Genomic DNA, 26,051 nt, shown 5'->3' with positions numbered 1-26,051 from the left:
TACTGAGGGAAGAGGAGACGCCTAAGTTGAACGAACATGCGACGGCGGTCATCGACGCTTATTTAGAAGCGGACGCTCATCCGGTCCCCCATGCGATATTGGTCGAAGGCCCTTGGGGGAGCGGCAAGACATACTTCCTTGAGAAGATCTACGAACCCAATCGGCAAGAGCAGGCCAAGGCAAAGCGCTTCCATCCAATGCCTTTCCTCTTCGTCAGCCTCTTCGGCGCGAAGTCGGCGGCCGACGTGGAGAAGCGGATGCACCGTGCCGCCAGCCCTGGCGAGGTTGCGGTCGGCAAGTTTATCGGGACAATCATCTCAGGCACACTTGAGTTATTTAAGATTAAGGACGCGACCAAGACGTCGTTCGACGCCATTGCGAAGCGTGCTGCAAGTCGACACGTCGATTACATACTGGTCTTCGACGATCTTGAACGCGTCGAGGAGGGCGCCTTCGGGGAAATCATGGGAATCGTGAACTCCCTGATCACGACAGACAACCGCCGCGTCATTCTAGTCGGAGACGAAAAAAAACTGCTCGAGATTCACAAAGACGCCAACTGGGGCGAGCAGAACGAGAAGATCGTCGGTCGACGGGTTCGTATCGAAGCAGACGTCAAAAGCGTAGTTAGACGTTCAGTTGCCGAAGTTCCTGATGATACCACGAGGAGCTTCATGACAGAACGTGTGGACGTTCTGATCGATCTAGCTGACCGGTCTCATGTCGAAAACCTGCGTAATCTGTCGTGGGCCATCGTTAACAGTGCTCAGTTCGTGCGCAGCCTATTAACTGACCCGGAAATCCGAGAAGGTCATGAAGACCATATCACACGTACCATGCTCGTCGTGGTGGCGACGACACTCTGGTTGCGATCCAACAATCTGAGCAAAGTGGCTTTGGACAAACTGCCCAACTTGTCGATGACGCTCGCCTTACGGTCTATGGGACGGCATGACCAACGGGAGGAAGAGGATCCAGAGACTAAGGCTGCGAAAAAGTTCTCGGAAACCTTCGCGCACTTGGCCGTGGAGTCGCCACCTCTGGAATATAGACGCATCATCGATTTCGAAGCCAGTGGCATCCTGAACGACGCCGAATTCACGATGTGGACCAAGTCTCAGTTCGGTTTTGGCGCGGGACGGTCAGAGCCATCATGGCGCCGGTTGTGGCACAGCTACGCGCGTCCCATGGAAGACACCGAGGCGGCTATCGAAGAACTGAAGGAAGAGCTCGCCAAGCGGAAGTACACGACGCGCGGCGACATCCTTCATGCTACAGGTCTAGCGATCAAACATAGCAAGGCGGGGGACAGCCGCCTGACGGATGGCGCGGACGTAGTACCGTTCTTTAAGGCTTACATCGACGATTTGGTCGCGAGCGAAACTCTCGAAGCGAACAAGCTCGACCCCCTGCCACTTGAATATGAAGCCGCCAGTGGGTTGGGTTTCGCCTCGAAGGACAGTCCGGAGTTCGCAGAGATCTATCGATACCTGACCGACAGACAGGTGGAGGTTGAACAGGCCGCATTGAGGAAGCGCGCCGACGAGATTGTGAAGGAAGCCGAGGCCGGCGATCTCGAAGCGCTTCACAAGCTAAACATTATGAACGACGATCTGTCGAGGAACCCAGTGCTGCTCGGCATCGACGTCGATAGGATGGCGAATCTCATCGCGAGCGACGTTCCGGCGCTCAGTGTGGGCTCGAAGCTTCTGGCCTACCGTTATCATCATGGGAAGCATGGCGAGCCGCTCATGGCCGAAATCCCTTGGGCCCGGAAGGTCTATGAGGCCGTGATTGCGAGAATCGACGAATGGCCGGTACCACATCGCACCTTGTCGAAAGAAACGATGCAGGGACTGATACGCCACTACGAAGGGGGGCGTGACCCTGCTGATCAAATCATTCCTACAGCGCAGGGGGCGGAAGCCGAAGTTGAAGGAACCGACGACGAAGAGGCGAAGCAAGTGTAGAAGGGCGGACCTTTGAGCGCCGATCTGTTGAGGCATCCGTACCAAGCAGAATTGGGCTCGCGACCCCTTCTTCGTCCGCTGCGGTGATGTAGTGAGCGCGACGCCGTCTGTAAAAACTGCCAGCTTCCCGGGGCCATGCGTAGTTGACTGCTTCTTGTCAACTGCATTTGGAATGGTCTTTATCGCTGAGTCTTCGCTCGAAACTGGTCCCAGGCCTCCCGAATGTTGGCAAGTGTGTTCTCTGCGTTGTCACCGTGAGGCGGCTTGAAACCCTCGCGCTTCGCCTGTGCCACAACCGTTTGCAGACGCTGCCATTCTCCCTTCGTCTTGAGGGTTTGCAGGATCGGCAGCATCTGAGAGAAAGCGGCGCCCCAGCGAACAAGCATTTCTGAGGGCACTCGGGCCTCAATATGCGTGTCGGAGCGAATGGACTGAGCTCGGCGCATAATCGTGGGGTCTTCGTTGCCCTCGCGTTGTCGGCGGATGTGCCATGCCAACATGTCCGCCGCTTGCAGGGGCAAGTTGCGCATATCGTTACCGTAGCCGATTGGCATCTTGATCAGCTCGCGGTCGGACGAGTCTAAATTTTCAATCATATAGTCGAAAAAAAGGGCGACATTCGTGTCTACCCCCTTCTGCTCGTCAAAGACGAACCTAACCGGCGTGACGACGCCCTCGCTGGCTAAGAAGCGGGCGACGGCAGAAATCGCTGCGAAGGTGATTGCGAAATATGGCGTGGAAAGACCTCTAGGCGATGCTGGAGCAACGTGTATTTCGTACTCTGCGCGGCTGATCGAAATATCAAATGTCCACGGGGCCCGAAACCGGTCGAGCACCTCTGCCAAATCCTCCAACTTCTGGTCGCGAAGGTCTCGGGTCCAGCCGGCGAACTGACCGCGCAGACCATTTGCCTCCACCATCTTTAGGTGTCCGATCGACGGAGTCTTGGCCAGCGCTGCGCTCCATTCCACGCTGAATTTTTCCCAGGCGTCGTCACGATTGACCAATCCTGCGAACACAAGATTACGTTCACCTGTATCGCTGGCCGAGTCATCGAAGTACGCTGAAAGGTCCATTGCCTGCCTATTCGCAAAGCTTCCATAAATCGCTACCTACGCGGAGCGGAGGTATCAGCCGACACGCCGTTCTCACGTACCGGCATCGTGTATCCCCTTCTTCAACCGCACCCCCGGTCCCTCGCCGTTCTCGTCGACGAAGATGATGCCGGCAGCCTCAAGGGCTGCGCGTATCGCAGCTGCCGTATCCACCCTGCCACCCAGTTCACCATCCTGAGACTCCAGGCGCTTGATAGTCGGTTCGGATATCGCCGATGCGTTGGCGAGGTCAGTTTGCGACCAACCCAGCAAGGCACGCGCGGCCTTCACCTGCCGAATTGATACTTTTCGTATTGACGTCACCGACCGCACCCCATATCAATACTATTCGTATCAGTTTTTAGCACAGGAGCACGCGCATGGACAGCCATGCCCGCGAACGGGAGAGGTGCGTCACGCGGCCCGGCAGCGTTGCTGCCGAGGGCTCCTAGCCGGATGGGCGGTGTGCGTTCGGACAAGCGCACGCGGGGCATCCGGGGCCGCGCGTCCGCTAGGGCGTGCTGGACTTCCTGCCCGGCGTGGAACGCATCCCGCCCGCCACCGGCCGGAGCCTTGGCCCGGCGGGTGGGTGCCTCTGGTCTCCGCGCGCTGATCTTGGCCAGCGCGCCGGAGGGCACCGCTCCCGCCATCAGCTGAGCCCCTGGCCCGGAGGGGCGTGGCGCGGCCGGCCGCCGCGCTGGGATTCCTGGGCAGCGCGGTGCGCGCCACGCCCCTTCGTCATCGAACCTACCGGCGGCGTCGCCGGCCTTTCAACCTTCCCAGATTGAGGAGCACGCGCATGGATAGCCATGTTCGCGAACGGGAGAGCCTTGTTCCCAGCCGGCGCCAGGCGCTTTGCCTTGGCGCGGCGCTTGTGACCGTGCCGACGGGCGTTCTGGCGCTGGCGTCGCCGGTGCCGAGCCTTGCAGCGCCGGCGCCGATCCCGATCACCCCCGCCGACGCGCTGCAGCGCGCCCGTGCGGCGTGGCTGGCCTTCGCTGCAGCTATGAATGAGCTGGCGGCGCCGGGCGATGGCTGGATGCTGGAGGGCGCCGGCGCCCGGCGTGCCGCGCATGGGCGCCCGGCCGAGGCATGGGTCTATGCCAACCGCCTGGCCTATGAGTGGCAGGCCGATCCGCGCTTTCAACGCGGCGGCATCCTGACCGAGACCGCCGAACCGATCGAGCTGTGGCGCAAGCCGCGCGGCGCCCTTCAGCCGGAGGTGCGGCCATGAACGCCCACACCCGCGAGTTCGTCATGGTGGAGCGCCAGCGCCTGCGCGAGCGGGCCGAGCGCACCATCGAGGCGCTGATCGTGCTGCTCGACGAGCTGGACGCCGACCCCGACGAGGAAGACGGCGGCGACGAGGAGCCGGACAGCGATGGAGAGCCCTCGCTCGGCTGGGAGGGCGGCCGGCCGGGCCTGTTCGCCGGCGGCACCGGCCGCTGGGACTGCGACTGCGAGCACGACCCGGCGGAGAGCGGGCTTGTCGATTCGGATGGCGTGATCGAGTAGCGGGGCGGGTGATGTGTCAGGCGGTCAACATTTTCGTTGCGGAGTACGTTTCGTGACTTGTCTCGTTACACCGAGTCACGCATACTGCGTTCAATGCTTCGCAACCAGGATCGTCCCATGTCCCTCATCATCCCCAAGATCGGCGGCCCGCTCACCGAGCGGTACTTCACCTCCGACCAGGTCGCCCTGCTCACCGGCATCTCTCCCGAGAAGCAGCGCACCCTGCGCTCGCGCGACCTCATCCCCTTCGAGGGCGACGTCGAGCCCATCCGCCGCGAGCGTTCGCGGCTGGTGACGTGGAAGATCGTGATGAAGTGGGCGCTGCTCGCCGAAGTCACCAAGTTCGGCATCGACACCAAGTCGGCCGCCAACTTCGCCAATGCGGAGTGCTTCGACAACATGGCGTATTTCGACTTCACCCGCGAGGGCGAGACGCCGCTCTATGCCTTCTGCCGCCCCAAGGCGGGCGATCCCGAGAGCTTCAAGGACGTGACGACCGGCTCCGGCCAAATCCCCTTCGACGACAGCCGCTTCTGGGGCCGCTTCTTCTTCGGCATCGACTATTCCGAGCTGCAGCGCACCGTCCTCAAGCGCCTCGAAGCGCTCTAGGGCAACCGTCCATGATGGGCCTCGTCTCCTCCCTCCTCGACCGCGCCAAGAGCGCGCTACGCCCGGCCTCGCGCTCTTATGAGGGCGCGGCGACGGGCCGGCGCACGACGGGCTGGGGCGCGATGCGCAACCAGCACGGGGCGGCGCAGGCGGCGCGTGCCCCGCTCGGCTATCGCGCCCGCTATCTCGTCGCCAACAACCCGCACGCGGCGGCCGGCAAAGCGGCCCATGTCAGCAGCCTTGTCGGCACCGGCATCGTCCCGGCCGTGACCGGCACGCTGGCGGCGCGCTGGACGGCGTGGACGGACGAGGCGGATGCCGACGGCCTGATGGACTTCTATGGCCTCACCGCCCTGATGGTCGGCGGCATGGTGGTCGATGGCGAGGCGCTGGCGCTGCTGATCGCCACCCCGGCGGGCCTGCGCCTCCGCGTGCTCGATCCCGACCAGCTCGACGCTTCGCTCACCCGCCCGCTCGCCAATGGCGGGCGCATCGTCAACGGCGTCGAGTTCGACATGTTCGGCTCCCGCGTCGCCTACTGGATCGTCAAGGAGCGCCCGGAGATCGGCCTCGGCCTCAACCTCCAGCCGGTGCGCGTGCCGGCCGAGGACGTGGTGCATCTGTTCCGCCCCGACTTCCCCGGCCAGGTGCGCGGCGTCTCGTGGTTCGCCCCGGCGATCCTGCGGCTGGCCGAGCATGACGAGTGGCACGGCGCCCAGCTCACCCGCCAGAAGGTCGGCGCCCTGCTCGCCGGCCTCATCACCACCAGTGACGGCACCGCGCCCTTCGGCGGCGAGGCGCAGGGCGAGGCGCTGATCGGCTCGCTGGAGCCGGGTGCCATGGTGGTGCTGCCGCCGGGCAAGGACGTGACCTTCTCCAACCCGCCGGCGATTGCGCAGGAGGCGAACGACTTCGCCCGCATCACCCTGCACGAGATCGCCGCCGCGCTCGGCCTGCCCTATGAGGTGCTGACCGGCGACCTCTCCAGCGTCAACTATTCCTCGATCCGCGCCGGCCTCGTCGAGTGGCGCCGCCGGGTGGAGATGATCCAGCACAACGTGATCGTGTTCCAGGCGCTGCGTCCCATCTGGCGCCGCTGGGCGATGATCGAGAGCCTGCAGGGCCGGCTTGCCGCCCGCCCGCAGGAGTTGCTCCCGGTGCGCTGGATCACCCCGAAGCAGCAATGGGTGGACCCGGCCAAGGACGTGCAGGCGGAGATCGAGGCGATCAATGCCGGGCTGATGAGCCGCCGCGAGGCGGTTGCGGCGCGCGGCATGGATGTCGGCGCGCTCGATGCCGAGATCGCCGCCGACAAGGCCCGCGAGGCAAGCCTCGGCCTCACCTTCACCGCGCCCGCCAAGGTGGCCCCCGCCGCCGCCCCGGCCATCCCTGTCACGGAGGAAGCAGTATGAACGCTCCCGCCGAGATCCTCACCCGCCGCGCGCCGCTCCCCGCCTCCAGCTGGGATGCCGACAGCCAGACCTTCGAGGCCGTGCTCTCCACCGGCGCCGCTGTCGAGCGCTGGGACGTGCGCGGCCCCTATGACGAGATTCTCCTCCTGTCGCAGCCGGCATGGCCCGCCCGCGTGCCCCTGCTCGACAGCCACGGAAGGGAGAGCGTGGACCGCCAGCTCGGGAACGTCGACACGCTGCGCGTGGTCGGCGGGGACCTCCTCGGGCGCGCCACGCTCTCCCGCCACAATCCCCGCTCCCGGCGCATCGCCGCCGAGCTGTCGGACGGTGCCACTTTCGGCATCTCCATCGGCTACGGCGTCGAGCGCTGGTCCGAGCGCACAAACCCGAAGACCGGCCGCCGCGAGAAGGTGGCCGAGCGCTTCACCCTGATCGAGGCCAGCCTCGTCGTTGTCCCCGCCGACCCGCATGCAGGCATCAGGAGCCACGACATGACGGTCAGCACCGAGCCGGCGCCCGCGCCCGCTCCCTCCACCCAGCCCCTCAACCCGCCGGCCGCTGCAGAGCGCGCCGCCATCAACATGGAGATCCGTTCCATCGCCAACGTCGCCGGCCTCGATCAGGGCTGGATCGACAGCCAGATCGACACCAACGCCACCACCGACGCCGCCCGTGGCGCCGCCTTCGCCGCCATGCAGGCCCGCAGCGCCCCGCTGCAGACCTTCCACCCCACGGCGGCGACCGTCACTCAGGAGCACACTGACCCGGCGGCGATCCGTTCCGCCATGGGCGAGGCTCTCGCCCATCGCCTTGCCCCCGGCCGGGTGAAGCTGGAGGGGCGCTCGCGCGCCTATGCCGGCTTCCGCATGCTGGACATGATCGGCGACCTCGCCCAGGCGCGCGGCGAGCGCCTTAACCTGCGCGACCAGAACGCGCTGATGGAGCGTGCCGTCGGCGCCCATTCCACCAGCGACTTCCCCCTCCTGCTGGCGGACGCGGCCAACAAGGCCCTGCTCGCCAACTACGCCGCCGCCGAGCCGACCTATCGCCTGATCGCCGCCCGGCGCGTCTTCAACGACTTCCGAGAGCACGATTTCCTGCGCATCGGCGACTTCGGGCGTTTCCAGGAAACCAACGAGGGCGGCGAGCTGAAGTACACCACCCTCTCGGAGAACCGCGAGAAGGTGCGGGCGAAGGAGCTGAATGCCGGCATCGCCATCGGCCGCCGCGCCCTCATCAATGACGACCTGTCGGCGCTGGCGGACTTCTCCTCCATGATCGCCATCCGCGCCGCCAGCGACGAGAACGCCCGCGTCTACGGCCTGCTCGCCGCCAATGCCGCCCTGTCCGACGGCAAGGCGCTGTTCCATGCCGACCACGGCAACAAGGCCACCACCGGCGCCGCCCTCTCGGTCATCTCGGTCGGCCTCGCCGTCGCCTCCCTGCGCAAGCAGAAGAGCCTCGACGGCGTGCCGCTCAACCTTGCCCCCCGCTTCCTCGTGGTCGGGCCGGACACCGAGCTTGCGGCCCGCCAGGTGCTCGCCGCCATCACCGCCGCCAAGGCGGGCGATGTGAACCCGTGGGCGGGCACGATGGAGCTGGTGGTCGACGCCAACATCACCGGCGCCGGCTGGTACGTCATGGCGGACCCCGCTGCGGCGCCCAGCCTCGTCTATGGCTATGTCTCCGGCGCGGAGGGGCCGCAGATCCGCACCGAGATCGACTTCGACACCCGCGCGGTCAAGGTTGCGGCCGGGCTCGACTTCGGCTGCGGCGTCATCGACTTCCGTGGCCTCTACAAGAACGAGGGCGCGTGATGGCGGTCAGGGACAGCCTCGAGGACCGCCTGGCCAAGCTGCGTTCGGCCCGCGCCGAAGGCATCCGCCGCCTGCGCTACAGCGACGGCCGGGAGGTGGAGTATCGCACCGACAGCGAACTCGCCGCCGCCATCGCCGACGTCGAGCGCCAGATCGCCGGGGCAAATGCCCCGGCGAAGGTCGTCTATCTCGCAACAAGCAAAGGGCTCTGAAAACGATGGCGAAGGCGATGCTCTCTCTTCAGGTTCAGCCCTACCGGATGCTGAAGAAGTCCGACGCGGCAGCCTATTGCGGGCTACCGGCGGCGCGCTTCGAGATGCTCTGCCCCGTGCCGGCCGTCGCCTATCCCGACGGCTCGCGCCTGTGGGACGTGCGCGACCTCGATTCGTGGGTGGACAGCCTCAAGACCGGCGCCGCCGACAGCGACGACGCCATTCTCGAAAAGCTGGGCTAGCCATGACCGTGGTGCACGTCAAAGGCTTCCAGATCTTCAAGGACCGGCACGGGAAGATGCGGTGCTATCACCGCGCTTCCCGAATGCCGGTTGATCTTGTGAAGGCCCCGATCGGCACCGCTGCATTTCTGGCGGAGTGCGCCCGCATCACGGCCCTGCAGGAGCGCGCCGCCACGACGCGCCCCGGCACGCTCGGCGCCCTCATCAAGGAATACCGTGGCAGCAAGGATTTCCTCGAACGCCTGACCCGCACGACGCGGGCCGGCTACCAGCGGGTGTTCGACTATCTCAAGCCAATCGAGGACACGCCGCTTACCCGCTTCACCTCGCCCTTCGTGGTGAAGCTGCGCGACAAGGCCGAGGCCAAGCACAAGCGCTGGTTCGCGAACTATCTCAAGACCGTCCTGTCCCTGCTCTTCGCCTGGGGCAAGGAGCGCGGCCACATGAAGGACAACCCGGCGGAGGGCATCCGCAGCATTCGCCGCCCCAAGGGCCTGCCGAAGCAGAATCGCCGCTGGACCGATGAGGAGCGCCACGCGGTGCTCGATGCGGCCCCGGCGCACATGCTGCCGGCGCTGGCCCTGATGATGTTTACTGGGCTGGGGCCGAAGGATGCGCTCACCCTGCCCCGCACGGCCTATGCCGGCGGCCGGATCAACACCAGCCGGTCGAAGACCGAGGAAGGCGTCATCTGGCCCGTCATCGATCCGCTGCGCGAGATTCTCGCGGCGGCGCCGGCGCACTCGGCCATCACCCTCTGCGCCAACTCGCGCGGCCGGCCGTGGACGGTCTCCGGCTTCAACTCGTCATGGATGAAGCTGCAGCACACGCTGGAGAAGGCCGGCGCCATCGGCGAGGGCCTGACGCTCTACGGCCTGCGTCACACGGTGGCGGCGATTCTGCGCGAGAGCGGCGCCGACCTGCGCACCATCGCCGACGCACTCGGCCAGAAGACCGAGGCCATGGCGCAGATGTACGCGCAGGGCTCGGACCTGTCGAAAAAGATGGATGAGGTGGCCGGCCGCTTCGGCCACGAAGTGAACAGCCGCAGAACAAAGGCTGTCAAACCGGGTCAGAAAATATGACAAACTGGCTGAAAATCACCGCCCCTTGCGCTGAAAATTCTAGCGATATCAAGGGGGTAGATGGTGCCCAGGGACGGAGTCGAACCGCCGACACTGCGATTTTCAGTCGCATGCTCTACCAACTGAGCTACCTGGGCGTAGCCGGCAATGGCCTTAAGCCATGCGGAGCGGGCGGGTTATAGAGTCTTGGCTTCGCCCTGTCCATATGTCCCGAAAGGGAAATTCGGGCTTTCCCCAGCCAAGCCGATCCTGGCCAGGCCGGGCTGTCGCTTGCCCCGCAGGAACGCCGGTGTTGCGGGAGAGGGGTTGGGGCGATCCGGGGCGTGCCGGCACGGATCGCCGGCACGGGCCGCTGCCTTCGGCCACGACTGCGCTTGCACAGAAGCTGGGATCGCCGCGCGGCCGATGCCGTCCAGCCCCTCTCGGCAGGCTAGCCCGGGGGGAGTGGGGCATCTTCCTCAAAGGCACATGGCCGCGCCCTCAGACCTCGCGCGGCGGCCTCGGGGCGAGCGAGGGCTCCTCGCCATCCTCGTCGTCATTCTCGGTCACCGGAATGGCATAGGCGCCGCTGAGCCAGCGGTGCAGGTCGACATCCGCGCAGCGGGCGGAGCAGAAGGGCTTGTACTTCACCGTCATCGGCTTGCCGCAGATCGGGCATGGCTTGCCACCGGCCTCGGGGGGCGTGTCGGCGCTCATTCCGGGTTGCCCCAGCGCTGGAAAACCGGGAAGCGCTCGCCGCCGAGCAGCGCCACGGTCTCGGCCAGCGGCAGGCCGACCACATTGGTATAGGAGCCGACCAGCTTCACCACGAACACGCCGGCAAGGCCCTGTATGGCGTAGCCGCCGGCCTTGCCCTCCCATTCGCGCGCCGCGATGTAGGCGTCCATCTCTTCGCGCGAAAGCCGCTTGAACCGCACGCGTGTCTCGACGAGGCGGGTGCGCACGCCGCCCTTGGGCGTCATCAGCGCCAGGCCGGTATAGACGCGGTGGGCGCGGCCGGAGAGCAGGCGCAGGCAATCCGCCGCCTCTTCCGCCACGTCGGGCTTGGGCAGGATGCGCCGCCCCACCGCCACCACCGTGTCGGCGGCGAGCAGGAAGGCGCCCTCATGCGCGCCCAGCGCGCGGCGGCGGGCGTCGGAGGCGTCCAGCTTCTCGCGCGCCAGGCGCAGCGCCAGGCGGCGGGGAAGCTCGCCGCGCTCGGGCGTTTCGTCGATATCGGCCGGCAGCAGGGCGTCGGGTTCGATTCCGGCCTGGGCCAGCAGCGCCAACCGGCGCGGCGAACCCGAGGCCAGCACCAATGTCGGGCGGGCGCTCACGCAGTCACTCCCTCTTCCGCCGACAGGCCCGGCGGTCCAATTCGCCGGCACGCTAGAACATGTGCGGCCAAAGTTGAACGCTTTTCGCGATCTTCCACCCCGCTCATCGCGGCCGGAAGCGGGCGCGGATGCGGCGCTCCAGATCGTCGCGCACCGTGCGATAGGCGTCGAGCCGTTGCTCGCGGTTGCCGCTTGCCAGCGTCGGATCCGGGGTCGGCCAATATTCCACGTCGATGGCGTTGGTACGCGTCAGTTCCAGCGCGCGGTGATGGGCGTCGGGCGACAGCGTAACGACCAGGTCGAAGCCGAGTCCCTCATTCTCCTCGAGCTCCTCAAGCGTCTGCGGCCGGTGGCGGGAGAGGTCCAGCCCCACCTCGTCGATGGCGGCGGCGACGAAGGGATCGGCCTCGCCCTTCAGCACGCCGGCCGAGCCGACATAGAGCGAGCGGCCGAACAAATGCCGCGTCAGCACCGCGGCCATGGGAGAGCGCACGCTGTTCTGCCCGCACATGAACAGCACCGATTGCGGCCTCTCGCGGCGGGGCGCCGGGCCGGGCCCGGCCGCTGCACCCCCGAAGGCGCCGGGCGCGTCCACGCTCAGCCTTTCCAGTGCAGGGCGCAGACCAGCGTGAACAGGCGCCGGGCCGTGCCGAAATCGAGATCGATCTTGTCCTTCAGCCGCGCCTGCAGCAACTCGGAGGCTTCGTTGTGCAGGCCGCGCCGGCCCATGTCGATGGCCTCGATCTGCGACGGGCTGGAGGTGCGGATCGCCGAGTAATAGCTCTCGCAGACCATGAAATAATCGCGCACCACCCGGCGCAGCGGGCTGAGCGACAGCTGATGCTGCACGACCGGGGCGCCGTCCTCGCGGGTGACATTGAGCACGAGGCGCCCCTCGCTCAGCGAGATGGCGAGATGATAGGGGCCGGGCGCAGGGTCGCCCTGCGGGGCGAAGCTGTTTTCCGCCAGCAGGTCATAGATGGCGACGGCCCGCTCATGCTCGACATCGACATTGGACCGGCCGATCGAGGCGCTGTCCAGCGTCACGGCCGTCAGGCGGCGGGTCTCTGCATGCGCGTCATCCCCGGCCATGGCACGCCTGTCAAAGGTTCAGCCGGATCGCGACGGAACGGGCATGGGCGCCGAGCCCTTCCGCCTCGCCGAGGGCGATTGCCGCCGGGCCGAGTGCACGAAGCTGCTCGGGCCCGCATTTGAGGATAGAGGTGCGCTTCATGAAGTCCAGCACGCCAAGGCCCGAGGAGAAACGGGCGGAGCGCGCGGTCGGCAGCACATGGTTGGAGCCGCCGACATAGTCGCCGATCGCCTCCGGCGTGTAGGCGCCGAGGAAAATGGCCCCGGCATGGTGCACGCGCCCGGCCAGCGCCTCGGCATCGGCCGCCATGATCTCGAGATGCTCGGGGGCGATGCGGTTGGCCAGCGCCGGCGCCTCGTCGAGGCTGGCGAGCAGGATCACCGCGCCGAATTCGTCCCAGCTCCTCGCCGCGATGGCACGGCGCGGCAGGGTGGCGAGCTGGCGTTCCACGGCGGCGATCACCGCCTCGGCCAGCGCCGCGTCGTCGGTCATCAGGATGGACTGCGCGGCGGTATCGTGCTCGGCCTGGGCGAGAAGATCGGCGGCGATCCAGTCCGGGTTCTGCGCACCATCGGCAATCACTAGCACCTCGGAGGGGCCCGCCACCATGTCGATGCCGACCGTGCCGAACACATGGCGCTTGGCCGCCGCCACATAGGCATTGCCGGGCCCGACGATCTTGGCGACGGGCGCGATGGTGGCGGTGCCGTAGGCCAGCGCGGCGATGGCCTGCGCGCCACCCACCCGGTACACCTCGTCGACGCCGGCAAGGTCGGCAGCAGCGAGCACCAGCGGGTTCAGCACGCCGTCCGGCGAGGGAACCACCATGGCAAGGCGCCCTACCCCCGCCACCTTGGCCGGCACGGCGTTCATCAGCACGGAAGAGGGATAGGCAGCCGTGCCGCCGGGCACATAAAGCCCCACCGCGTCCACCGCCGTCCAGCGATGGCCGAGTTCGACGCCGGCGGCGTCGACATAGCGCCCGCTTGTCGGAAGCTGCCTCTGGTGATGGGAGCGGATGCGGCCATGCGCGAAGGCGAGCGCCTCCAGCGTCTCCGGGTCGCTGGCCTTCACCGCGGCGGCGATCTCGTCAGCCGTCACGCGGATGCCCAGCGCGGCCAGATCGACGCGGTCGAAGGTTCTGGAAAAATCGATCAGCGCCGCGTCGCCGCGCTGGCGCACCTCTTCGACAATATGCGCCACCGCCTGCGCCACATCGGGCGACACCTCGCGCTTGGTGCCGAGAAAGGCGCGGAAGCGGTCTGCAAAGTCGGGAGAGCGTGTGTCGAGGCGAAGCGGCATGTCGGGGTCCTGCGGGTCGGCGGTGCCGCGCGTCGGGCGCCTGCGGCCCGCGCCATCGCCGGGGCGGGCATCAGGTCGCGCCGGCGCGCACTTACCTGTTCCGCCTGTCCTATCGCAACCGGGCTCGCCGAAGACAAGGACATTCAGACAGCGGCCTACGCGACGCGCTCGGTGGCGCGCTCATCGCCGGCGCCGGCGGGGCCGCGACGGCCCGCTCACGCCTCGTGGCAGGGCGTGCCCTTGGCGTCCCAGGCGGGGCCGAGATCCTCCAGCGCCGCTTCCATGCATTCGAGGTCGAGCTGCACCTCCGCGCCGCCGGAGAACAGCAGCGTGACCGTGCCGGAGGGCGTGTCCACCTCGTCGAAGCTCAGCGCCAGCAGGTTCAGCAGGCCCTGCTTGTTCTTGAGATCGATCCCGCGCACCCGCGCGCCGAGCACCCGCTCGAAGCGCAGCCCGGAGCGACGGCGCACGCAGGGGCCTGCTGCCGCAGCCGCCGCGCCGAGCGGCGCGTCCGCATCGGCCATCGCCTCCGCCTGAATCGCCTTTTCCCAGTCGAACCGGTTGGCCAGCAGCACGAAGCGCCGCTCCTTCGGCAGGAAGGTCATGTCGCTCACCGCGACCACCGCGTCCTGCAGATGCACCGAGAGCACCGCGAGATCCTCGCTGTCGAGCGCAATCAGCTTCAAGCCGGCCATGTCGTCATCTCCGCCACCTCACATGAGGCCCAGATGGCGCTGCGCTGGGCGCAGGACAAGGGGGCACCGTAAGCACGAAGCCGGCCGCTCAGCCCGCCAGCCGCTCGATTTCGGCGCCGCAGGCGGAGAGCTTCTCCTCCAGCCGCTCGAAGCCGCGATCGAGATGGTAGACCCGGTGGATCATGCTCTCGCCCTCGGCGGCTAGCGCTCCGATGACCAGCGACACCGAGGCGCGCAGATCGGTGGCCATGACAGGCGCGCCCTTCAGCCGCTCCACGCCCTCGATGGTCGCGGTCTCGCCGTCGAGATGGATGCGCGCGCCAAGCCGGGCCAGCTCCTGCACATGCATGAAGCGGTTCTCGAAGATGGTCTCGGTAATGCGCGAGGTGCCGCCCGCCCGCGTGGTCAGCGCCATCAACTGCGCCTGCAGGTCGGTGGGAAAGCCGGGGAACGGTGCCGTCGTCACCGTGACCGGGGAAATGCCGGCGCCGTTGCGCGTCACCCGCAGCCCCTCATTGGAAACAGTGATCTCCGCGCCCGCTTCGCGCAGCGTATCGAGCGCCGTGTCCAGCAGGTCGGCCCGCGCGCCGGAAAGCAGCACGTCGCCGCCGGTCATCGCCACCGCCATCGCATAGGTGCCGGTCTCGATGCGATCCGGCAGCACGCAGTGGCGCGCACCCTTGAGGCGCGGCACGCCGACGATGCGGAGGGTCGGGGTGCCCTGCCCCTCGATACGCCCGCCCATGGCATTGATGCAGTCCGCCACATCGACGATCTCCGGCTCGCAGGCCGCGCCCTCGATGATGGTCTCGCCATCGGCGAGGCTCGCGGCCATCATCGCGGTGTGGGTGGCGCCAACCGACACCTTCGGGAACACGATCCGCGCGCCCTTCAGGCCCTTCGGAGCGCGGGCGATCACATAGCCCGCATCGATCTCGATGTCGGCGCCGAGCGCCCGCAACGCGTCGAGATGGAAATCCACCGGCCGCGTGCCGATGGCGCAGCCGCCCGGCAGCGACACCTTGGCCTCGCCCATGCGCGCCAGCAGCGGCGCGATCACCCAGAAGCTCGCCCGCATCTTCGAGACCAGCTCATAGGGCGCGGTGGTGTCGACGATCACCCGCGCGTCGATCTCCAGCGTCTGGCCGGCATAGGCATCGTCGCCCCGCCGCTTGCCGTTCACCGTGATGTCGATGCCGTGATTGCCGAGGATACGCTGCAGCTGCGACACGTCGGCGAGGCGCGGCACGTTTTCCAGCACCAGCTTCTCGTCGGTCAGCAGGCCCGCGATCATCAGCGGCAGGGCGGCGTTCTTGGCGCCGGAAATCGGAATGGTCCCGTTGAGCGGGTTGCCGCCGACGATGCGGATGCGGTCCATGAAATTCGATGCTCCTACCAGCGTGGCCAACGGCACGATGCATGCCCGGAAGACGGGCCGCCGTCGCGTCCGGCACTTTCCGCCGCGACATGTATGGGCGATGGGGCCGATTCGTGGCGCCCCATCGTCAATTCCCGCAAATCTCTACCGCGTGTCGCCGGGCGCGACAACGCGGCTCAGCCTTCGCCCTCGCGTCGATCGGGATCGCCGTCCGGCGCGGCGGATGAGACGTCTGCGACGTCCGCCATGGGCGAAGGTACCCCGGCGGGCGCCTGCCGGCCCCGCGCCTGCTGCTTGCGCCGCTTGAGGTTCTCGCGCAGCGCCGCCGCCATCCGCTCGGCACGGGCGCTCTCCTCCTGGCCGCTCATTCCACTGCCTCCCTGCCAGCCGACGCCTATAGCCGCCGCCGTCACCAGCCTTAATACCCACCTCGCCCCAGTGAAAGCGATGGCCGCGCCGGCCGCGCCGGGCCGACGCCATGCACAGGGCACAGCGAATTGCGCACCCGACGCTTGCGCCGACGGGCGCGCTGTGGCAAACGTCCCCGCGCCTTGGCGGGCCATGTCCGCCGCACCCGGCGCTGCGGTAGCTCAGTGGTAGAGCACTCCCTTGGTAAGGGAGAGGTCGAGAGTTCAATCCTCTCTCGCAGCACCATCCCAATTCATCGACAGATGTCAGGCGTTGCGTTTCGGGGCCTTTGCGCGCTTCGTTCGTGCTTCAGCAGCGCGACTCCCAAGCCGGAATGGCCTCCTGAGCGGCACGCGGGGCATCGCTGCGCCGTCCCGCTTGCCGCCGATCGAGGCCCGCGCTTGCGTCAGTTGCCGTGGCCTTGGCGCTCCTGGCAGCGATAGCCGGCGAGGCACTGGCTCTGGTCCTGCGAGGGAATCCAGCTCGGCGCGCCGTCCTGGCTGGGGTCGCAGGAACTCGGATTGGCGACGACGCGGCTGAGTTCGCCGCCGCCGGTGTCAAACACCACCTGCCCGCGCTCCTGCACCAATGCGCTCACCTGCGCGCAGCTCATAGTGGTCGACCGCGTTTCCGCCGAGGCCGATGAGGCCGCAAAAACCAGCGCGGTGGAGAGAAAAAGGGCGTGTCGCATGTTTCGGCTCCCGCATGATGTGGTCGCAGCGTGACGAGGCGACCGCCGGCCCGCCCGGTTGGGGCCGTTACGTCAGTCTAGCAAATCCGGGCGGCCGCAACAGGGGAGCGGCCCCGCCCTGGCGACCGACCCTGCCCGGCATCGGTCAGCGGATGAACTCGATGGTGTCGAGCGCGATCAGCTGGCTACCATCGTAATTCCCATCATGCAGCCGGCACAGCATGAAGCGGTCGGCGACCTCGATCGGGCCATAGGCGGTGATCATGTCGCCGCTGCGCAGCTTGATGGTTAACGCGTGCTTGCGCTCGTCCTTGGCCACCTCGTGGAGCAGGTCGCAAATGCTGCGGTCCGTCGTGCAGATGTTCATGGCGTCTCTCCCGTGACGCCGCGCCTTCATCCCGCGCGAGATGACCGCGCGGTCACGCGGCTTATTGTTGATACCAACCGGCCATGATCCATCCGGTTCCCTGCCAGACGCGCCGACATGTGCCCGCAAGTCGTTCAGCCGACATGGTTTCCGCTGGGGCAAGCGCCCGGAGGTCAGCCCGCCAGCCGCCGGGCGCGGCGCTTGCGCAGCACCGCGATGGTGGCCAGCGCGATGAGGATGATCGCCATGGAGAACAGCGTCGTCACCGTACCGAGCGCGTAGAGCACCGGCGTGGTGACATTTGTGGTCATGCCGTAGATCTCCAGCGGCAGGGTGTTGAAGCTGCCGGAGGTCATCAGCGTGCGGGCGAACTCGTCATAGGAGAGGGTGAAGCCGAACAGGCCGACGCCGATCAGGCTCGGCAGGATGATCGGCAGCACCACATGGGCAAAGGTCTGCCACGGGCTGGCGCCGAGGTCGCGCGCCGCTTCCTCATAGGCCGGGTTGAAGCGGTTGAAGACCGCGAACATGATGAGCAGGCCGAAGGGCAGCGTCCAGGTCAGATGCGCGCCGAAGGCGGAGGAGTACCAGGCCGGCTCCAGCCCGAACACGTTGAAGGCGAGACCGATGCCCAGCGAGATGAGGATCGAGGGGACGATCAGGCTGGCGATGGTCAGGTAGAACAGCGGCCCGCTGCCGAGAAAGCGCCGGCGGAAGGCGAGGCCCGCCAGCAGCGAGACCACGACGGTGGTCAGCATGGTCATGATGCCGAGCATCAGCGAGCGCGAGAAGGCGCCGCCGAAATCGCCCACCGCCTGCTGCTCGAACAGCAGGTTCTCGAACCAGCGCAGCGAGACGCCGTTCATCGGGAAGGTGAGCCCGCCATTCGGCCCCTGGAAGGACAGGATGAAAATGGTCGAGAGCGGCCCGTAGAGGAACAGCACGAACAGGATGAAGAAGGCGGTGAGCACGTAGAAACCGGCGCCGCGCTTTTCCGAGTTCATCAGCGTCCCTCCCTATCGAGCACGCCTGCGTGCTTCGAGGCTCGCTCGCGCTCGCACCTCAGCATGACGGCGCACGGCTCCAGCAGAAACACGTCGTCCCGAGGTGCCCCGCCAGCAGCCGGGCCTCCAAGAATGTTCGTCGCGCGCGCCGGCCCCGCCATCTCACAGCTCCTTGCGGATGTTGACGATGCGCAGGATGCCGGCGACCAGCAGCAGCACGAGGGCCAGCAGGATCACCGCATTGGCCGCCGCCGCCGGGTATTGCAGCAGCGCGATCTGGTTCGCCATCATCAGCCCCACCGAGGCGGACTGCCCGCCGGACATGAAGCGCACGGTGATGAAGTCGCCCATGACGAGAGTCACCACGAAGATCGAGCCGATGGCGATGCCGGGCTTGGCGAGCGGGATGATGACATTGGTGAGGATCTGGAAGGCGTTGGCGCCCGCGTCGCGCGCCGCCTCGATCAGCGCCCGGTCGATGCGCATCAGCGTGTTGAAGATCGGGGTGACCATGAACAGCGTGTAGAGATGCACCATCGCCAGAACCACCGCGAAATCCGAGAACAGCAGGAATTCCAGCGGCTGGTCGATGACGCCCATGGTCATCAGCGTCTGGTTCAGCAGCCCGTTGCGCCCGAGGAATGGGATCCACGAGATCATGCGGATGATGTTCGAGGTCAGGAACGGAATGGTGCAGACGAGGAACAGCACCATCTGCATGGTGGCCGAGCGGATGTGGAAGGCGAGGTAATAGGCGACCCAGAAGCCGACGACGAGCGTCACCGCCCAGACGATGACGGTGTATTTCAGCGTATTGAGATAGGTGCTCCAGGTCACCGGCGAGGTGATTGTCTCCTCGTAATTGGTGAAGACGAAGGCCGGGAAGATCTGGATCGAATCATAGTCCCAGAAGCTCACCATGACGATGGTGGCGATCGGCAGCACGAGGAACGCCGCCAGGATCAGCGTCAGCGGCGTCGCCTGAAGGTAGGGCGCGAAGCGGGACAGGGTCATGCGGGGCTTCCGGTCAAGGGCGGCATTCACGAACATCCTTCGAGGCCGGGCCTCGCCCGGCACCTCAGGATGACGTTGTGAGGGAGGAGTGCGATAGGCTCTTCCCCCTCGTCATGCTGAGGTGCGGGCGGAGCGAGCCTCGAAGCACGCGGGCACGCTCCGCCTCGGGGTGCCTTACGCGGCGATGAACTCGTTCCAGCGGCGGACCATGTAGCGGTCCTCGTCCATCACCGAGTTCCAGCAGGCGACCGCGCCCATGCGTTCCTTGAAGGAGCCGCCGTCGCGCACCGTGCCGGCCGTGTACATCACCTTGCCTTCCGGCGAGAGGATGTCGGTCTTGGCGGGCTGGCCGAGCATCCAGAACGCCCATTCGTCCGGCGTCATGTTCTTTTCGGCGGTGGAGAGCACGGCGGAATAATAGCCCTGCCGGTTGAGATAGGCGCCGACCCAGCCGGAGAGATACCAGTTGATGTATTCATACGCCGCGTCGAGCTGCGCGCCCTTCAGGTGCTTGGCGATGCCGAGGCCGCCGCCCCAGGCGCGGTAGCCTTCTTCCAGCGGCTGGTAGACGCAGGGAATGCCCTTCGAGCGCACCGCCGCCACGGCCGGCGACCACATGGACTGGATGACGACCTCGCCCGAGGCCATGAGGTTCACGCTTTCGTCGAAGGTCTTCCAGAAGGCGCGGAACTGGCCGGCCTTCTTGGTCTTGATGAGGAAATCGATCGTGGTGTCGATCTCCGCCTTGGTCATGTTGCCCTTGTCGCCGTACTTGATGATGCCGGCGCTCTCGCAGATCATCGCCGCGTCCATGATGCCGATGGACGGAATGTTGAGGATCGAGGTCTTGCCCTTGAAGGCGGGGTCGAGAATGTCCTTCCAGTTCTTGATCGGCCGCCCGACCAGGTCCGGGCGGATGCCGAGCGTGTCGGCATTGTAGATGGTCGGGATCAGCGTCATCCACTGGGTGGGCGCGGGCGCGAACTTCTTGGAATCCGGCCCCTCGACGAAGCCGACCGTGTTGGGCGCCGTGCCCTGCGCGACCACCGATTCCGGCGTCAGCTTGCCAGTGGTGAAGATCGGCACGATCTGGTCGTAATACTTGATCTTGTTGACGTCCATCGGCTGCAGCGTGCCGGCGGCGAACACTTTCTTGCAGATCCAGTATTCGATATCGGCGATGTCGAAGGAGTTCGCCTGCGTCACCACGCGCTGCGACACCGCGTCGGAATCGAGCGCCGTCATCTGCAGGGTGATGCCGAGGTCCGCCTTGCACTTCTCGGCGATGGCGTTGAGGTTCGAGACGCCGGTGCCGAACTGGCGCAGCGTGATCGGGTTCTGCGCCCAGACGGTCGGAAAGCCGGTCACCGCCTGGCCGCCGACGGCGAGGCCGCCGAGCGCCGCCGCCCCCTTCAGCAGGCCGCGGCGGCTCACGCCGGCGGCGGGGGTGGTGGTGGCGGCACCGGCGCGATCCGTGATCTTCTTGCTCATTGATGTCTCCCGAGCGTTATCGGCATTGGCGTGGGTCGGTAGGGTTCAGGCCGAGGGCGAGGCTTTGAGGATGTGAACATCCTGCGGTGTCCAGGCGAGCGGCACGGCGTCGCCGACGCTGAGCGGTGCCGCGAAGAAGGCGGTCTCGGGCACCTGCACCGAAAACTCGCTGACACCCGGGGCGGCCAGCGCCACCTGCACCTTCTGGCCGTGATATTCGATGTTCTGCACCAGGCCGGTGAGGCCGCAGCCCGGCAGCGTGTCGCCGCCCAGCCGCACCCGGTCGGTGCGCACAGCAATCTCCACCGGCACGCCCGGCTCCAGCCCCGGCGCGGCGGGCGCCCGGAAGGAAGCCCCGCCCGGCACCTCGAAGGTCACGTCCTCGCCCACCGCCGTCACCCGGCCGGCAATGACGTTGTGGTCGCCCATGAAGCGGGCCACAAAAGCGGTGGCGGGGCGGTTGAACACCTCGCGCGGCGTGCCCGCCTGCTCGATCCGTCCGCCATTCATCACCACCACCAGGTCGGAGAGCGCCATCGCCTCCTCCTGGCTGTGAGTGACATGGATGAAGGAAATGCCGAGCTGCAGCTGCAGCTTCTTCAGCTCCTGCCGCACCTTGATCTTGAGGAACGGGTCGAGCGCGGAGAGCGGCTCGTCCAGCAGCAGCGCCTGCGGGTCGGTGATCAGCGCGCGCGCCAGCGCCACCCGTTGCTGCTGCCCGCCGGACAGCTGCGCGGGACGGCGTTCGGCCAGGTGGTCCATCTGCACCAGCTTCAGCATCTCCATCGCCTTGGCCCGTCGTGCCGCCTTGTCGACCCCCTTCATCTTCAGCGAGAAGGCGACATTGTCGACTGTGTCGAGATGGGGGAAGAGCGCGTAGCTCTGGAACATCATCGCCGTGCCGCGCTTGGCCGGCGGCAGGTCCGACACCACGGTCGGCCCGAGGCGGATGTCGCCTTCGGTGATGCTCTCATGCCCGGCGATCATGCGCAGCGTGGTGGTTTTGCCGCAGCCGGAGGGGCCGAGCAGGCAACAATAGGTGCCGGCCGGAATCTTCAGCGAGACGGAATCAACCGCCAGCGCGGCGCCGTAGCGCTTTGTAACGTCAATGAGTTCAATGTCGGCGCCCTTGCTCATGTGGTCGGCATGGCTCCCCTACTGCTCCGAACAGGCGGTGCCTCTCGCAAGCGATATGCCAGTCGTGGCAACCCTGCCGCGAATGCTGGCCCGGCCTGCGCGCGAGTAGGCGGCCGCCCGTTGGCCCGCAGCAGAGTACCCCACAGGCCGGCTCGCTGCCTAGGGAACAGGCAGAAATGGCGCCGAATGCTGCGATTGCATCCAAGCCCCCGCGCCCTGCGGGGTGATCGTCTGGCCTGTCGCGCCCCTCGGTCGACGAATTGCCCGATCTGCGACGCATGGCGGATTGAGCGTGACGTCTCGTTGCAGCACTCTAGATAGACCAAGGGCCCGCAGAGGCACGCCCGCGCATGGGGCGCGGACAACAGGGAGATCGCCCGATGCTACGCACGCTTTTCGCCGCCGCCACCATGGCTTCGCTCGTCTTGACCGGCGCGGCCGTCGCGCAGGATTACCCCACCCGACCGGTCACGCTGGTCATCCCCTTCGCCGCCGGCGGCTCCACCGATCTCGTCGGCCGGCTGATCGCCGAGCGCATGAGCGCGGAGCTGGGCCAGTCCGTGGTGGTGGAGAACAAGGGCGGCGCCGGCGGCAATCTCGGCGCGGCGCAGGTCGCCAAGGCGACCCCGGACGGCTACACCATTCTGATGGGCACGGTCGCCACCCACGCGCTGAACCCGACGCTCTACAAGAAGATGCCCTATGACCCCGTTACCAGCTTCGCGCCGGTGTCGCTGCTGGTCGTGGTGCCGAACGTTCTGGTGGTGAACCCGGACTTCCCGGCCAAGACCACCGAGGAGCTGATCGCCCTGCTCAAGAAGGAGCCCGGCAAGTATTCCTACGCCTCCTCCGGCAACGGCACGCCGCTGCACCTCTCGGGCGAGCTGTTCAAGAGCATGGCGGATGTCGACATGCAGCACATTCCCTATCAGGGCGCCGGCCCGGCGCTGATCGACGTGCTGTCCGGCCAGGTGCCGATCATGTTCGACAACCTCCCCTCCTCCACCAGCCACATCAAGTCCGGCAAGCTGCGGGCACTGGGCGTCACTACGGCGAAGCGCGCGCCGTCCTTCCCGGACGTGCCGGCCATCGCCGAGGCGGTGCCCGGCTACGAGACCTATACCTGGAATGCCATCTTCGCCCCGGCCGGCACGCCGCCTGATGTTGTGGCCAAGCTTAACGCCGCCGCCAACAAGGCGTTGGAAGACCCCAAGGTGCAGGCGCGCCTCGCCGATTTCAGCGCCGTCTCCGTCGGCTCGACGCCGGAGGAACTGGGCGAGCACGTGAAGAAGGAAATCGCCAAATGGGCGCCGATCGTCAAGGCGACGGGCGCGCAGCTGGACTGAGGATCATCTGACGAGGGCGTCATCCCGGCCGAAGCGCAGCGCAGAGCCGGGATGACGAAGGGTTCAGAACACCGTGCCGTCGGCGTCGATGGCGATCGGCGGCGGGCCGGCGGGCGGGCGGCGCTCGGCGGCGATGCGGCGCCCCGCGGTCCAGGTGCCGCCCTGCAGCAGCTTGGCGAGCGGGAACTGCGCGGGATCGAGGCCCAGCCGCTCGCGCACCCGGTCGGCGAGCCGGTCCATCAGCGCCACGGTGAGCGCGCGCCACTCCACCACCATTTCGGACGACACGGCGTGTTTGCGCGCCGGGTCGAGCGGCTGGCGCGGCACGATGGCGCCGAGATCGACCAGCAGCCCGCCATTGCGGTATTCCGGCAGGGCGGTGAGCGCGTCGAGCTCGGTGATGGCGAGGCCCGAGGCCTCGAAGGGCTCCAGCAGCGAATAGGTGAGCCATTGCGACAGCTTGTGAAACGGCACGAGCTGGTCGGACTGGTCTTCCATCCGCACCGCCGGATGCCGCCCGACATCGCCCAGCGCCACGCCCGCCACCTCCAGCCCCGAGGGCCAGATGCCGGACATTCCGTCGAGCAGCGCCTTGAGGATGCGGTCCGCCGGCAGGCGGCCCATATGCGCCTGCGGGGCGAGACTGTCGTAGAGCCCGCCCGCCCGCTGGCCGCCGGCGAACACGTCCGGCCGCTCCGCCACCGCCGCGCCGAGGCGGTTCAGCAGCGCCGCGCGTCCCGCCAGCCCGACCAGCGGGTTGTCGTCCGACACCTGGAAATACCGGCCGAGCGTCGCCGCATCGAGGGCGAGCAGCGCCGGCGCGTCGGCGCGCAGCGGTTGGGCGGGATCGGAGGAAAAGCCGCCGGCCTCGAACATGTTGAGGCTCGCCACGGCCAGCCCTTCCGAACGGCCGATGCTGAGTCCGCTCCTCGCCTCATGGTAGCGCCAGGCGTCGCCCGCCCCGGCGTCGAGCAGCACGCTCACCACAGCGAGGTCGATCATGGTGCGGGCGCGCTCGGCCGCGTCCACCGTCGTCATCCGGCCCGCCAGCGCCGGCCATCGCCCGACGCCGCCGGCATCGAAGTGCCGCCAGCGACTGTGATAGGGAATGTCGAGGGTCGGATAATCCTGCCGCGTCACATCCGCCACATAGTCCGCCACCCCTTCCAGCGCCGCCATATCGACGGTGAAGTGCGGCGAGCGCCCTGCCTGCACGTAGTCGAGCACCTGATGGCTGCGCGCCCGCACGGCGGCAGGCGTGCGCAGCGCGGCGAGTTCGGGCGGGGTCCTATTGGGCAGGGTCATGAAGGTACTTTCTTGCTCCGACGTCGTGCCGGAGCGACGTCATCCTGAGGTGCGAGCGCAGCGAGCCTCGAAGGATGCCCCTTCCGGACGGCTCTGCGATGACCATCCTTCGAGGCCCGGCGTCGCCGGGCCTCGAAGGATGACGTTGCGTGGGAAACAGCCTGAGAAGACCTATTCCTCCAGCGCCCGCCCTTGAGTTGCGTCGAACTGGCTCTGGAAACCGCCGCTGAAATAGCCGGCCGAAACCTTCGCCTCCATCTCGACGCGGGCATCCGGCGGGATCAGCTCCTCGGGGATCGCCACCCGCTCGCCCACCGCGATGCCGGCGCGCTCCAGCGCGTTGAACTTCATGTCGCTCATTGAGGCGAAACGGTCGATCCGGGAAATGCCGAGCCAGTGGAACACGTCCGGCATCAGTTCCTGGAAGCGCATGTCCTGCACGCCGGCGACGCATTCGGTGCGCTTGAAATAGGTCTCGGGCAGGTCGCCGCCCTCCTGCCGCTTGCGGGCATTGTAGACGAGGAACTTGGTCACCTCGCCCAGCGCCCGACCTTCCTTGCGGTTATAGACCACCAGGCCGACGCCGCCCTGTTGCGCCATCTCCACGCAGATCTCGATGCCATGGGCGAGATAGGGCCGGCAGGTGCAGATGTCGGAGGAGAACACGTCCGAGCCGTTGCACTCGTCATGCACCCGGCAGGCGAGCGGGGTGACGCCGTCGCCGATCTTGGCGGGGTCGCCGAACATATAGAGCGTCATGCCGCCGATGGGCGGCAGGAACACCTTGAGGTCGCCGCGCGTCACCAGTTCCGGGAACATGCCGCCGGTGTGCTCGAACAGCGCCCGGCGCAGCGCGCCTTCGCTGACGCCGAAGCGGGCGGCGATGCCCGGCAGATACCAGACCGGCTCGATCGCCGCCTTGGTCACGCGCACATCGCCCTTCGGCCCGATGATGTCGCCGTCGATCTTCAGCCGCCCGGCGCGCAGTGCGTCGCGGATTTCCGGCATGTCGATATGGGCGCGGGTGATGGCGATGCTCGGGCGCACGTCGAGCCCGGCCGCCACCGCATCGGCAAACGCCTCGCCGATCTTGTGACCGAACGGGTCGAGCGAGACGATCTTGCCCGGGTCGCCCCATTGCGGGTGCGGGCCGATGATGTCGGAGGGCGCGGTGTTGGTGAGGTCCGCCTTGAAATCGGCGGGCAGCGAGCCGGCGGCGATGGCCAGAGCGCGATAGACCGCGTAGCCGCCGGCATGGGTGCCGATGGCGTTGCGCCGCTTCATGTCGGTGAGGGTGGCGACGACAGGGCCGCGCAGGGCGGGGTCGGGCGCCCCCCAGTTCAGCGTCGGGCCATCGGCGGCGACGCCGGTGGGGGCGCCATGAGAGGTGAGGACAATATGATTGCGGGAACCACCGCCTGCACTGGCATTGACGGACATGATTGGCTCGCTTCGACGTCGGCGGCAGCGCCGACACTCCGGAAGCAACGTATGTGAGCGTGGATTGGCCGCTTCCGCAAGGGGGCGTTCGGCGTCGCGGCAAAAAAT

At 67.1% G+C, this 26,051-nt stretch carries 28 protein-coding genes and 2 tRNA genes; 11 read left to right on the top strand and 19 right to left on the bottom strand.

Going from position 1 to position 26,051, the window contains the following annotated elements:
* Window positions 1-26 precede the first annotated feature (26 nt).
* The gene (locus ACQY76_RS10445) at window positions 27-1,970 is read left to right on the top strand and encodes a P-loop NTPase fold protein (protein WP_428032801.1); all 1,944 of its coding nucleotides are present in this window, start codon (window positions 27-29) and stop codon (window positions 1,968-1,970) included.
* A gap of 179 nt (window positions 1,971-2,149) precedes the next feature.
* On the opposite strand, the gene ACQY76_RS10440 is transcribed toward ACQY76_RS10445, so the two are convergent.
* Both ACQY76_RS10440 and ACQY76_RS10435 read right to left on the bottom strand, forming a co-directional pair.
* Entirely contained in the window at window positions 2,150-3,046 is an 897-nt protein-coding gene (locus ACQY76_RS10440; RefSeq protein ID WP_428032800.1) for a DUF3800 domain-containing protein, read from the bottom strand.
* Between the two features lie 72 nt (window positions 3,047-3,118).
* Window positions 3,119-3,355, bottom strand: a complete 237-nt coding sequence (locus ACQY76_RS10435; protein ID WP_428032799.1) for a helix-turn-helix domain-containing protein — start codon at window positions 3,353-3,355, stop codon at window positions 3,119-3,121.
* A 508-nt stretch (window positions 3,356-3,863) separates the two neighbouring features.
* Here ACQY76_RS10435 and ACQY76_RS10430 point away from each other — a divergent pair.
* The 8 genes from ACQY76_RS10430 to ACQY76_RS10395 all read left to right on the top strand — a co-directional run bounded on the left by ACQY76_RS10430 (window position 3,864) and on the right by ACQY76_RS10395 (window position 9,956).
* Window positions 3,864-4,298: a hypothetical protein gene (locus ACQY76_RS10430; RefSeq protein WP_428032798.1), complete on the top strand. Its 435-nt coding sequence runs from the start codon at window positions 3,864-3,866 to the stop codon at window positions 4,296-4,298.
* Window positions 4,295-4,579, top strand: coding sequence for a hypothetical protein (locus ACQY76_RS10425; RefSeq protein WP_428032797.1), 285 nt, complete (start codon window positions 4,295-4,297; stop codon window positions 4,577-4,579). Before ACQY76_RS10430 ends, ACQY76_RS10425 begins: the two co-directional genes overlap by 4 nt.
* A gap of 117 nt (window positions 4,580-4,696) precedes the next feature.
* Window positions 4,697-5,188: a hypothetical protein gene (locus ACQY76_RS10420; RefSeq protein ID WP_428032796.1), complete on the top strand. Its 492-nt coding sequence runs from the start codon at window positions 4,697-4,699 to the stop codon at window positions 5,186-5,188.
* A gap of 11 nt (window positions 5,189-5,199) precedes the next feature.
* A complete protein-coding gene (locus ACQY76_RS10415; RefSeq protein WP_428032795.1) occupies window positions 5,200-6,600 on the top strand; it encodes a phage portal protein in 1,401 nt (466 codons plus the stop codon).
* Window positions 6,597-8,417: a prohead protease/major capsid protein fusion protein gene (locus tag ACQY76_RS10410; RefSeq protein WP_428032794.1), complete on the top strand. Its 1,821-nt coding sequence runs from the start codon at window positions 6,597-6,599 to the stop codon at window positions 8,415-8,417. Before ACQY76_RS10415 ends, ACQY76_RS10410 begins: the two co-directional genes overlap by 4 nt.
* Window positions 8,417-8,629: a phage head-tail joining protein gene (locus tag ACQY76_RS10405; protein WP_428032793.1), complete on the top strand. Its 213-nt coding sequence runs from the start codon at window positions 8,417-8,419 to the stop codon at window positions 8,627-8,629. Before ACQY76_RS10410 ends, ACQY76_RS10405 begins: the two co-directional genes overlap by 1 nt.
* Before the next feature lie 17 nt (window positions 8,630-8,646).
* Window positions 8,647-8,871 carry a hypothetical protein gene (locus tag ACQY76_RS10400; RefSeq protein WP_246544935.1) on the top strand — a complete coding sequence of 75 codons (225 nt, stop codon included), beginning with the start codon at window positions 8,647-8,649 and terminating at the stop codon, window positions 8,869-8,871.
* Window positions 8,872-8,954: 83 nt separating this feature from the next.
* Window positions 8,955-9,956, top strand: coding sequence for a tyrosine-type recombinase/integrase (locus tag ACQY76_RS10395; RefSeq protein ID WP_425106605.1), 1,002 nt, complete (start codon window positions 8,955-8,957; stop codon window positions 9,954-9,956).
* Window positions 9,957-10,017: 61 nt separating this feature from the next.
* Here ACQY76_RS10395 and ACQY76_RS10390 read toward each other — a convergent pair.
* The 9 genes from ACQY76_RS10390 to ACQY76_RS10350 all read right to left on the bottom strand — a co-directional run bounded on the left by ACQY76_RS10390 (window position 10,018) and on the right by ACQY76_RS10350 (window position 16,108).
* Window positions 10,018-10,093, bottom strand: a tRNA-Phe gene (locus ACQY76_RS10390).
* A gap of 343 nt (window positions 10,094-10,436) precedes the next feature.
* Window positions 10,437-10,652 (bottom strand): DNA gyrase inhibitor YacG, encoded by a 216-nt coding sequence (gene yacG, locus ACQY76_RS10385; protein WP_428032792.1) that lies wholly within the window; start codon window positions 10,650-10,652, stop codon window positions 10,437-10,439.
* The gene (locus ACQY76_RS10380; protein WP_428032791.1) at window positions 10,649-11,272 is read right to left on the bottom strand and encodes a Maf-like protein; all 624 of its coding nucleotides are present in this window, start codon (window positions 11,270-11,272) and stop codon (window positions 10,649-10,651) included. The genes yacG and ACQY76_RS10380 overlap by 4 nt, the downstream gene beginning before the upstream one ends.
* A 103-nt stretch (window positions 11,273-11,375) precedes the next feature.
* Window positions 11,376-11,783, bottom strand: coding sequence for a low molecular weight phosphatase family protein (locus tag ACQY76_RS10375; RefSeq protein ID WP_428032985.1), 408 nt, complete (start codon window positions 11,781-11,783; stop codon window positions 11,376-11,378).
* Window positions 11,784-11,869: 86 nt separating this feature from the next.
* Window positions 11,870-12,364, bottom strand: coding sequence for a UPF0262 family protein (locus tag ACQY76_RS10370; protein ID WP_428032790.1), 495 nt, complete (start codon window positions 12,362-12,364; stop codon window positions 11,870-11,872).
* Between the two features lie 10 nt (window positions 12,365-12,374).
* Window positions 12,375-13,667: a histidinol dehydrogenase gene (gene hisD / locus ACQY76_RS10365; RefSeq protein WP_428032789.1), complete on the bottom strand. Its 1,293-nt coding sequence runs from the start codon at window positions 13,665-13,667 to the stop codon at window positions 12,375-12,377.
* 215 nt (window positions 13,668-13,882) lie between these two features.
* Window positions 13,883-14,362, bottom strand: coding sequence for a DUF2948 family protein (locus tag ACQY76_RS10360; RefSeq protein ID WP_428032788.1), 480 nt, complete (start codon window positions 14,360-14,362; stop codon window positions 13,883-13,885).
* An 88-nt stretch (window positions 14,363-14,450) separates the two neighbouring features.
* The gene (murA, locus tag ACQY76_RS10355; RefSeq protein WP_428032787.1) at window positions 14,451-15,740 is read right to left on the bottom strand and encodes a UDP-N-acetylglucosamine 1-carboxyvinyltransferase; all 1,290 of its coding nucleotides are present in this window, start codon (window positions 15,738-15,740) and stop codon (window positions 14,451-14,453) included.
* Window positions 15,741-15,916: 176 nt separating this feature from the next.
* The gene (locus ACQY76_RS10350; protein ID WP_428032786.1) at window positions 15,917-16,108 is read right to left on the bottom strand and encodes a hypothetical protein; all 192 of its coding nucleotides are present in this window, start codon (window positions 16,106-16,108) and stop codon (window positions 15,917-15,919) included.
* Window positions 16,109-16,319: 211 nt separating this feature from the next.
* Here ACQY76_RS10350 and ACQY76_RS10345 point away from each other — a divergent pair.
* A tRNA-Thr gene (locus ACQY76_RS10345) sits at window positions 16,320-16,394 on the top strand.
* A 160-nt stretch (window positions 16,395-16,554) separates the two neighbouring features.
* On the opposite strand, the gene ACQY76_RS10340 is transcribed toward ACQY76_RS10345, so the two are convergent.
* The 6 genes from ACQY76_RS10340 to ACQY76_RS10315 form a co-directional block, all read right to left on the bottom strand.
* Window positions 16,555-16,839, bottom strand: coding sequence for a hypothetical protein (locus tag ACQY76_RS10340; RefSeq protein WP_428032785.1), 285 nt, complete (start codon window positions 16,837-16,839; stop codon window positions 16,555-16,557).
* 145 nt (window positions 16,840-16,984) lie between these two features.
* Window positions 16,985-17,206, bottom strand: coding sequence for a hypothetical protein (locus ACQY76_RS10335; RefSeq protein WP_428032784.1), 222 nt, complete (start codon window positions 17,204-17,206; stop codon window positions 16,985-16,987).
* 173 nt (window positions 17,207-17,379) lie between these two features.
* Complete coding sequence (locus ACQY76_RS10330; RefSeq protein ID WP_428032783.1) at window positions 17,380-18,210, bottom strand: ABC transporter permease; 831 nt, start codon at window positions 18,208-18,210, stop codon at window positions 17,380-17,382.
* A gap of 162 nt (window positions 18,211-18,372) precedes the next feature.
* Window positions 18,373-19,224: an ABC transporter permease gene (locus ACQY76_RS10325; protein ID WP_428032782.1), complete on the bottom strand. Its 852-nt coding sequence runs from the start codon at window positions 19,222-19,224 to the stop codon at window positions 18,373-18,375.
* Window positions 19,225-19,398: 174 nt separating this feature from the next.
* Window positions 19,399-20,715, bottom strand: coding sequence for an ABC transporter substrate-binding protein (locus ACQY76_RS10320; RefSeq protein ID WP_428032781.1), 1,317 nt, complete (start codon window positions 20,713-20,715; stop codon window positions 19,399-19,401).
* A 45-nt stretch (window positions 20,716-20,760) separates the two neighbouring features.
* Window positions 20,761-21,852 (bottom strand): ABC transporter ATP-binding protein, encoded by a 1,092-nt coding sequence (locus tag ACQY76_RS10315; RefSeq protein ID WP_428032780.1) that lies wholly within the window; start codon window positions 21,850-21,852, stop codon window positions 20,761-20,763.
* A gap of 380 nt (window positions 21,853-22,232) precedes the next feature.
* Here ACQY76_RS10315 and ACQY76_RS10310 point away from each other — a divergent pair, with 380 nt between their 5' ends.
* A complete protein-coding gene (locus ACQY76_RS10310; RefSeq protein WP_428032779.1) occupies window positions 22,233-23,198 on the top strand; it encodes a Bug family tripartite tricarboxylate transporter substrate binding protein in 966 nt (321 codons plus the stop codon).
* A gap of 63 nt (window positions 23,199-23,261) precedes the next feature.
* Here the strand turns inward: ACQY76_RS10310 and ACQY76_RS10305 are convergent, their stop codons facing one another.
* On the bottom strand, window positions 23,262-24,503 hold the full coding sequence (locus tag ACQY76_RS10305) for a URC4/urg3 family protein (protein WP_428032778.1): 1,242 nt from the start codon (window positions 24,501-24,503) through the stop codon (window positions 23,262-23,264).
* A gap of 171 nt (window positions 24,504-24,674) precedes the next feature.
* Window positions 24,675-25,943 carry a GTP cyclohydrolase II gene (locus ACQY76_RS10300; protein ID WP_428032777.1) on the bottom strand — a complete coding sequence of 423 codons (1,269 nt, stop codon included), beginning with the start codon at window positions 25,941-25,943 and terminating at the stop codon, window positions 24,675-24,677.
* Window positions 25,944-26,051: the final 108 nt, after the last annotated feature.

The sequence above is a fragment of the Ancylobacter sp. genome (genome assembly GCF_965279025.1).
In the GTDB taxonomy this organism is placed as follows: domain Bacteria; phylum Pseudomonadota; class Alphaproteobacteria; order Rhizobiales; family Xanthobacteraceae; genus Ancylobacter.
This window is presented reverse-complemented; position numbering and strand designations above follow the sequence as displayed.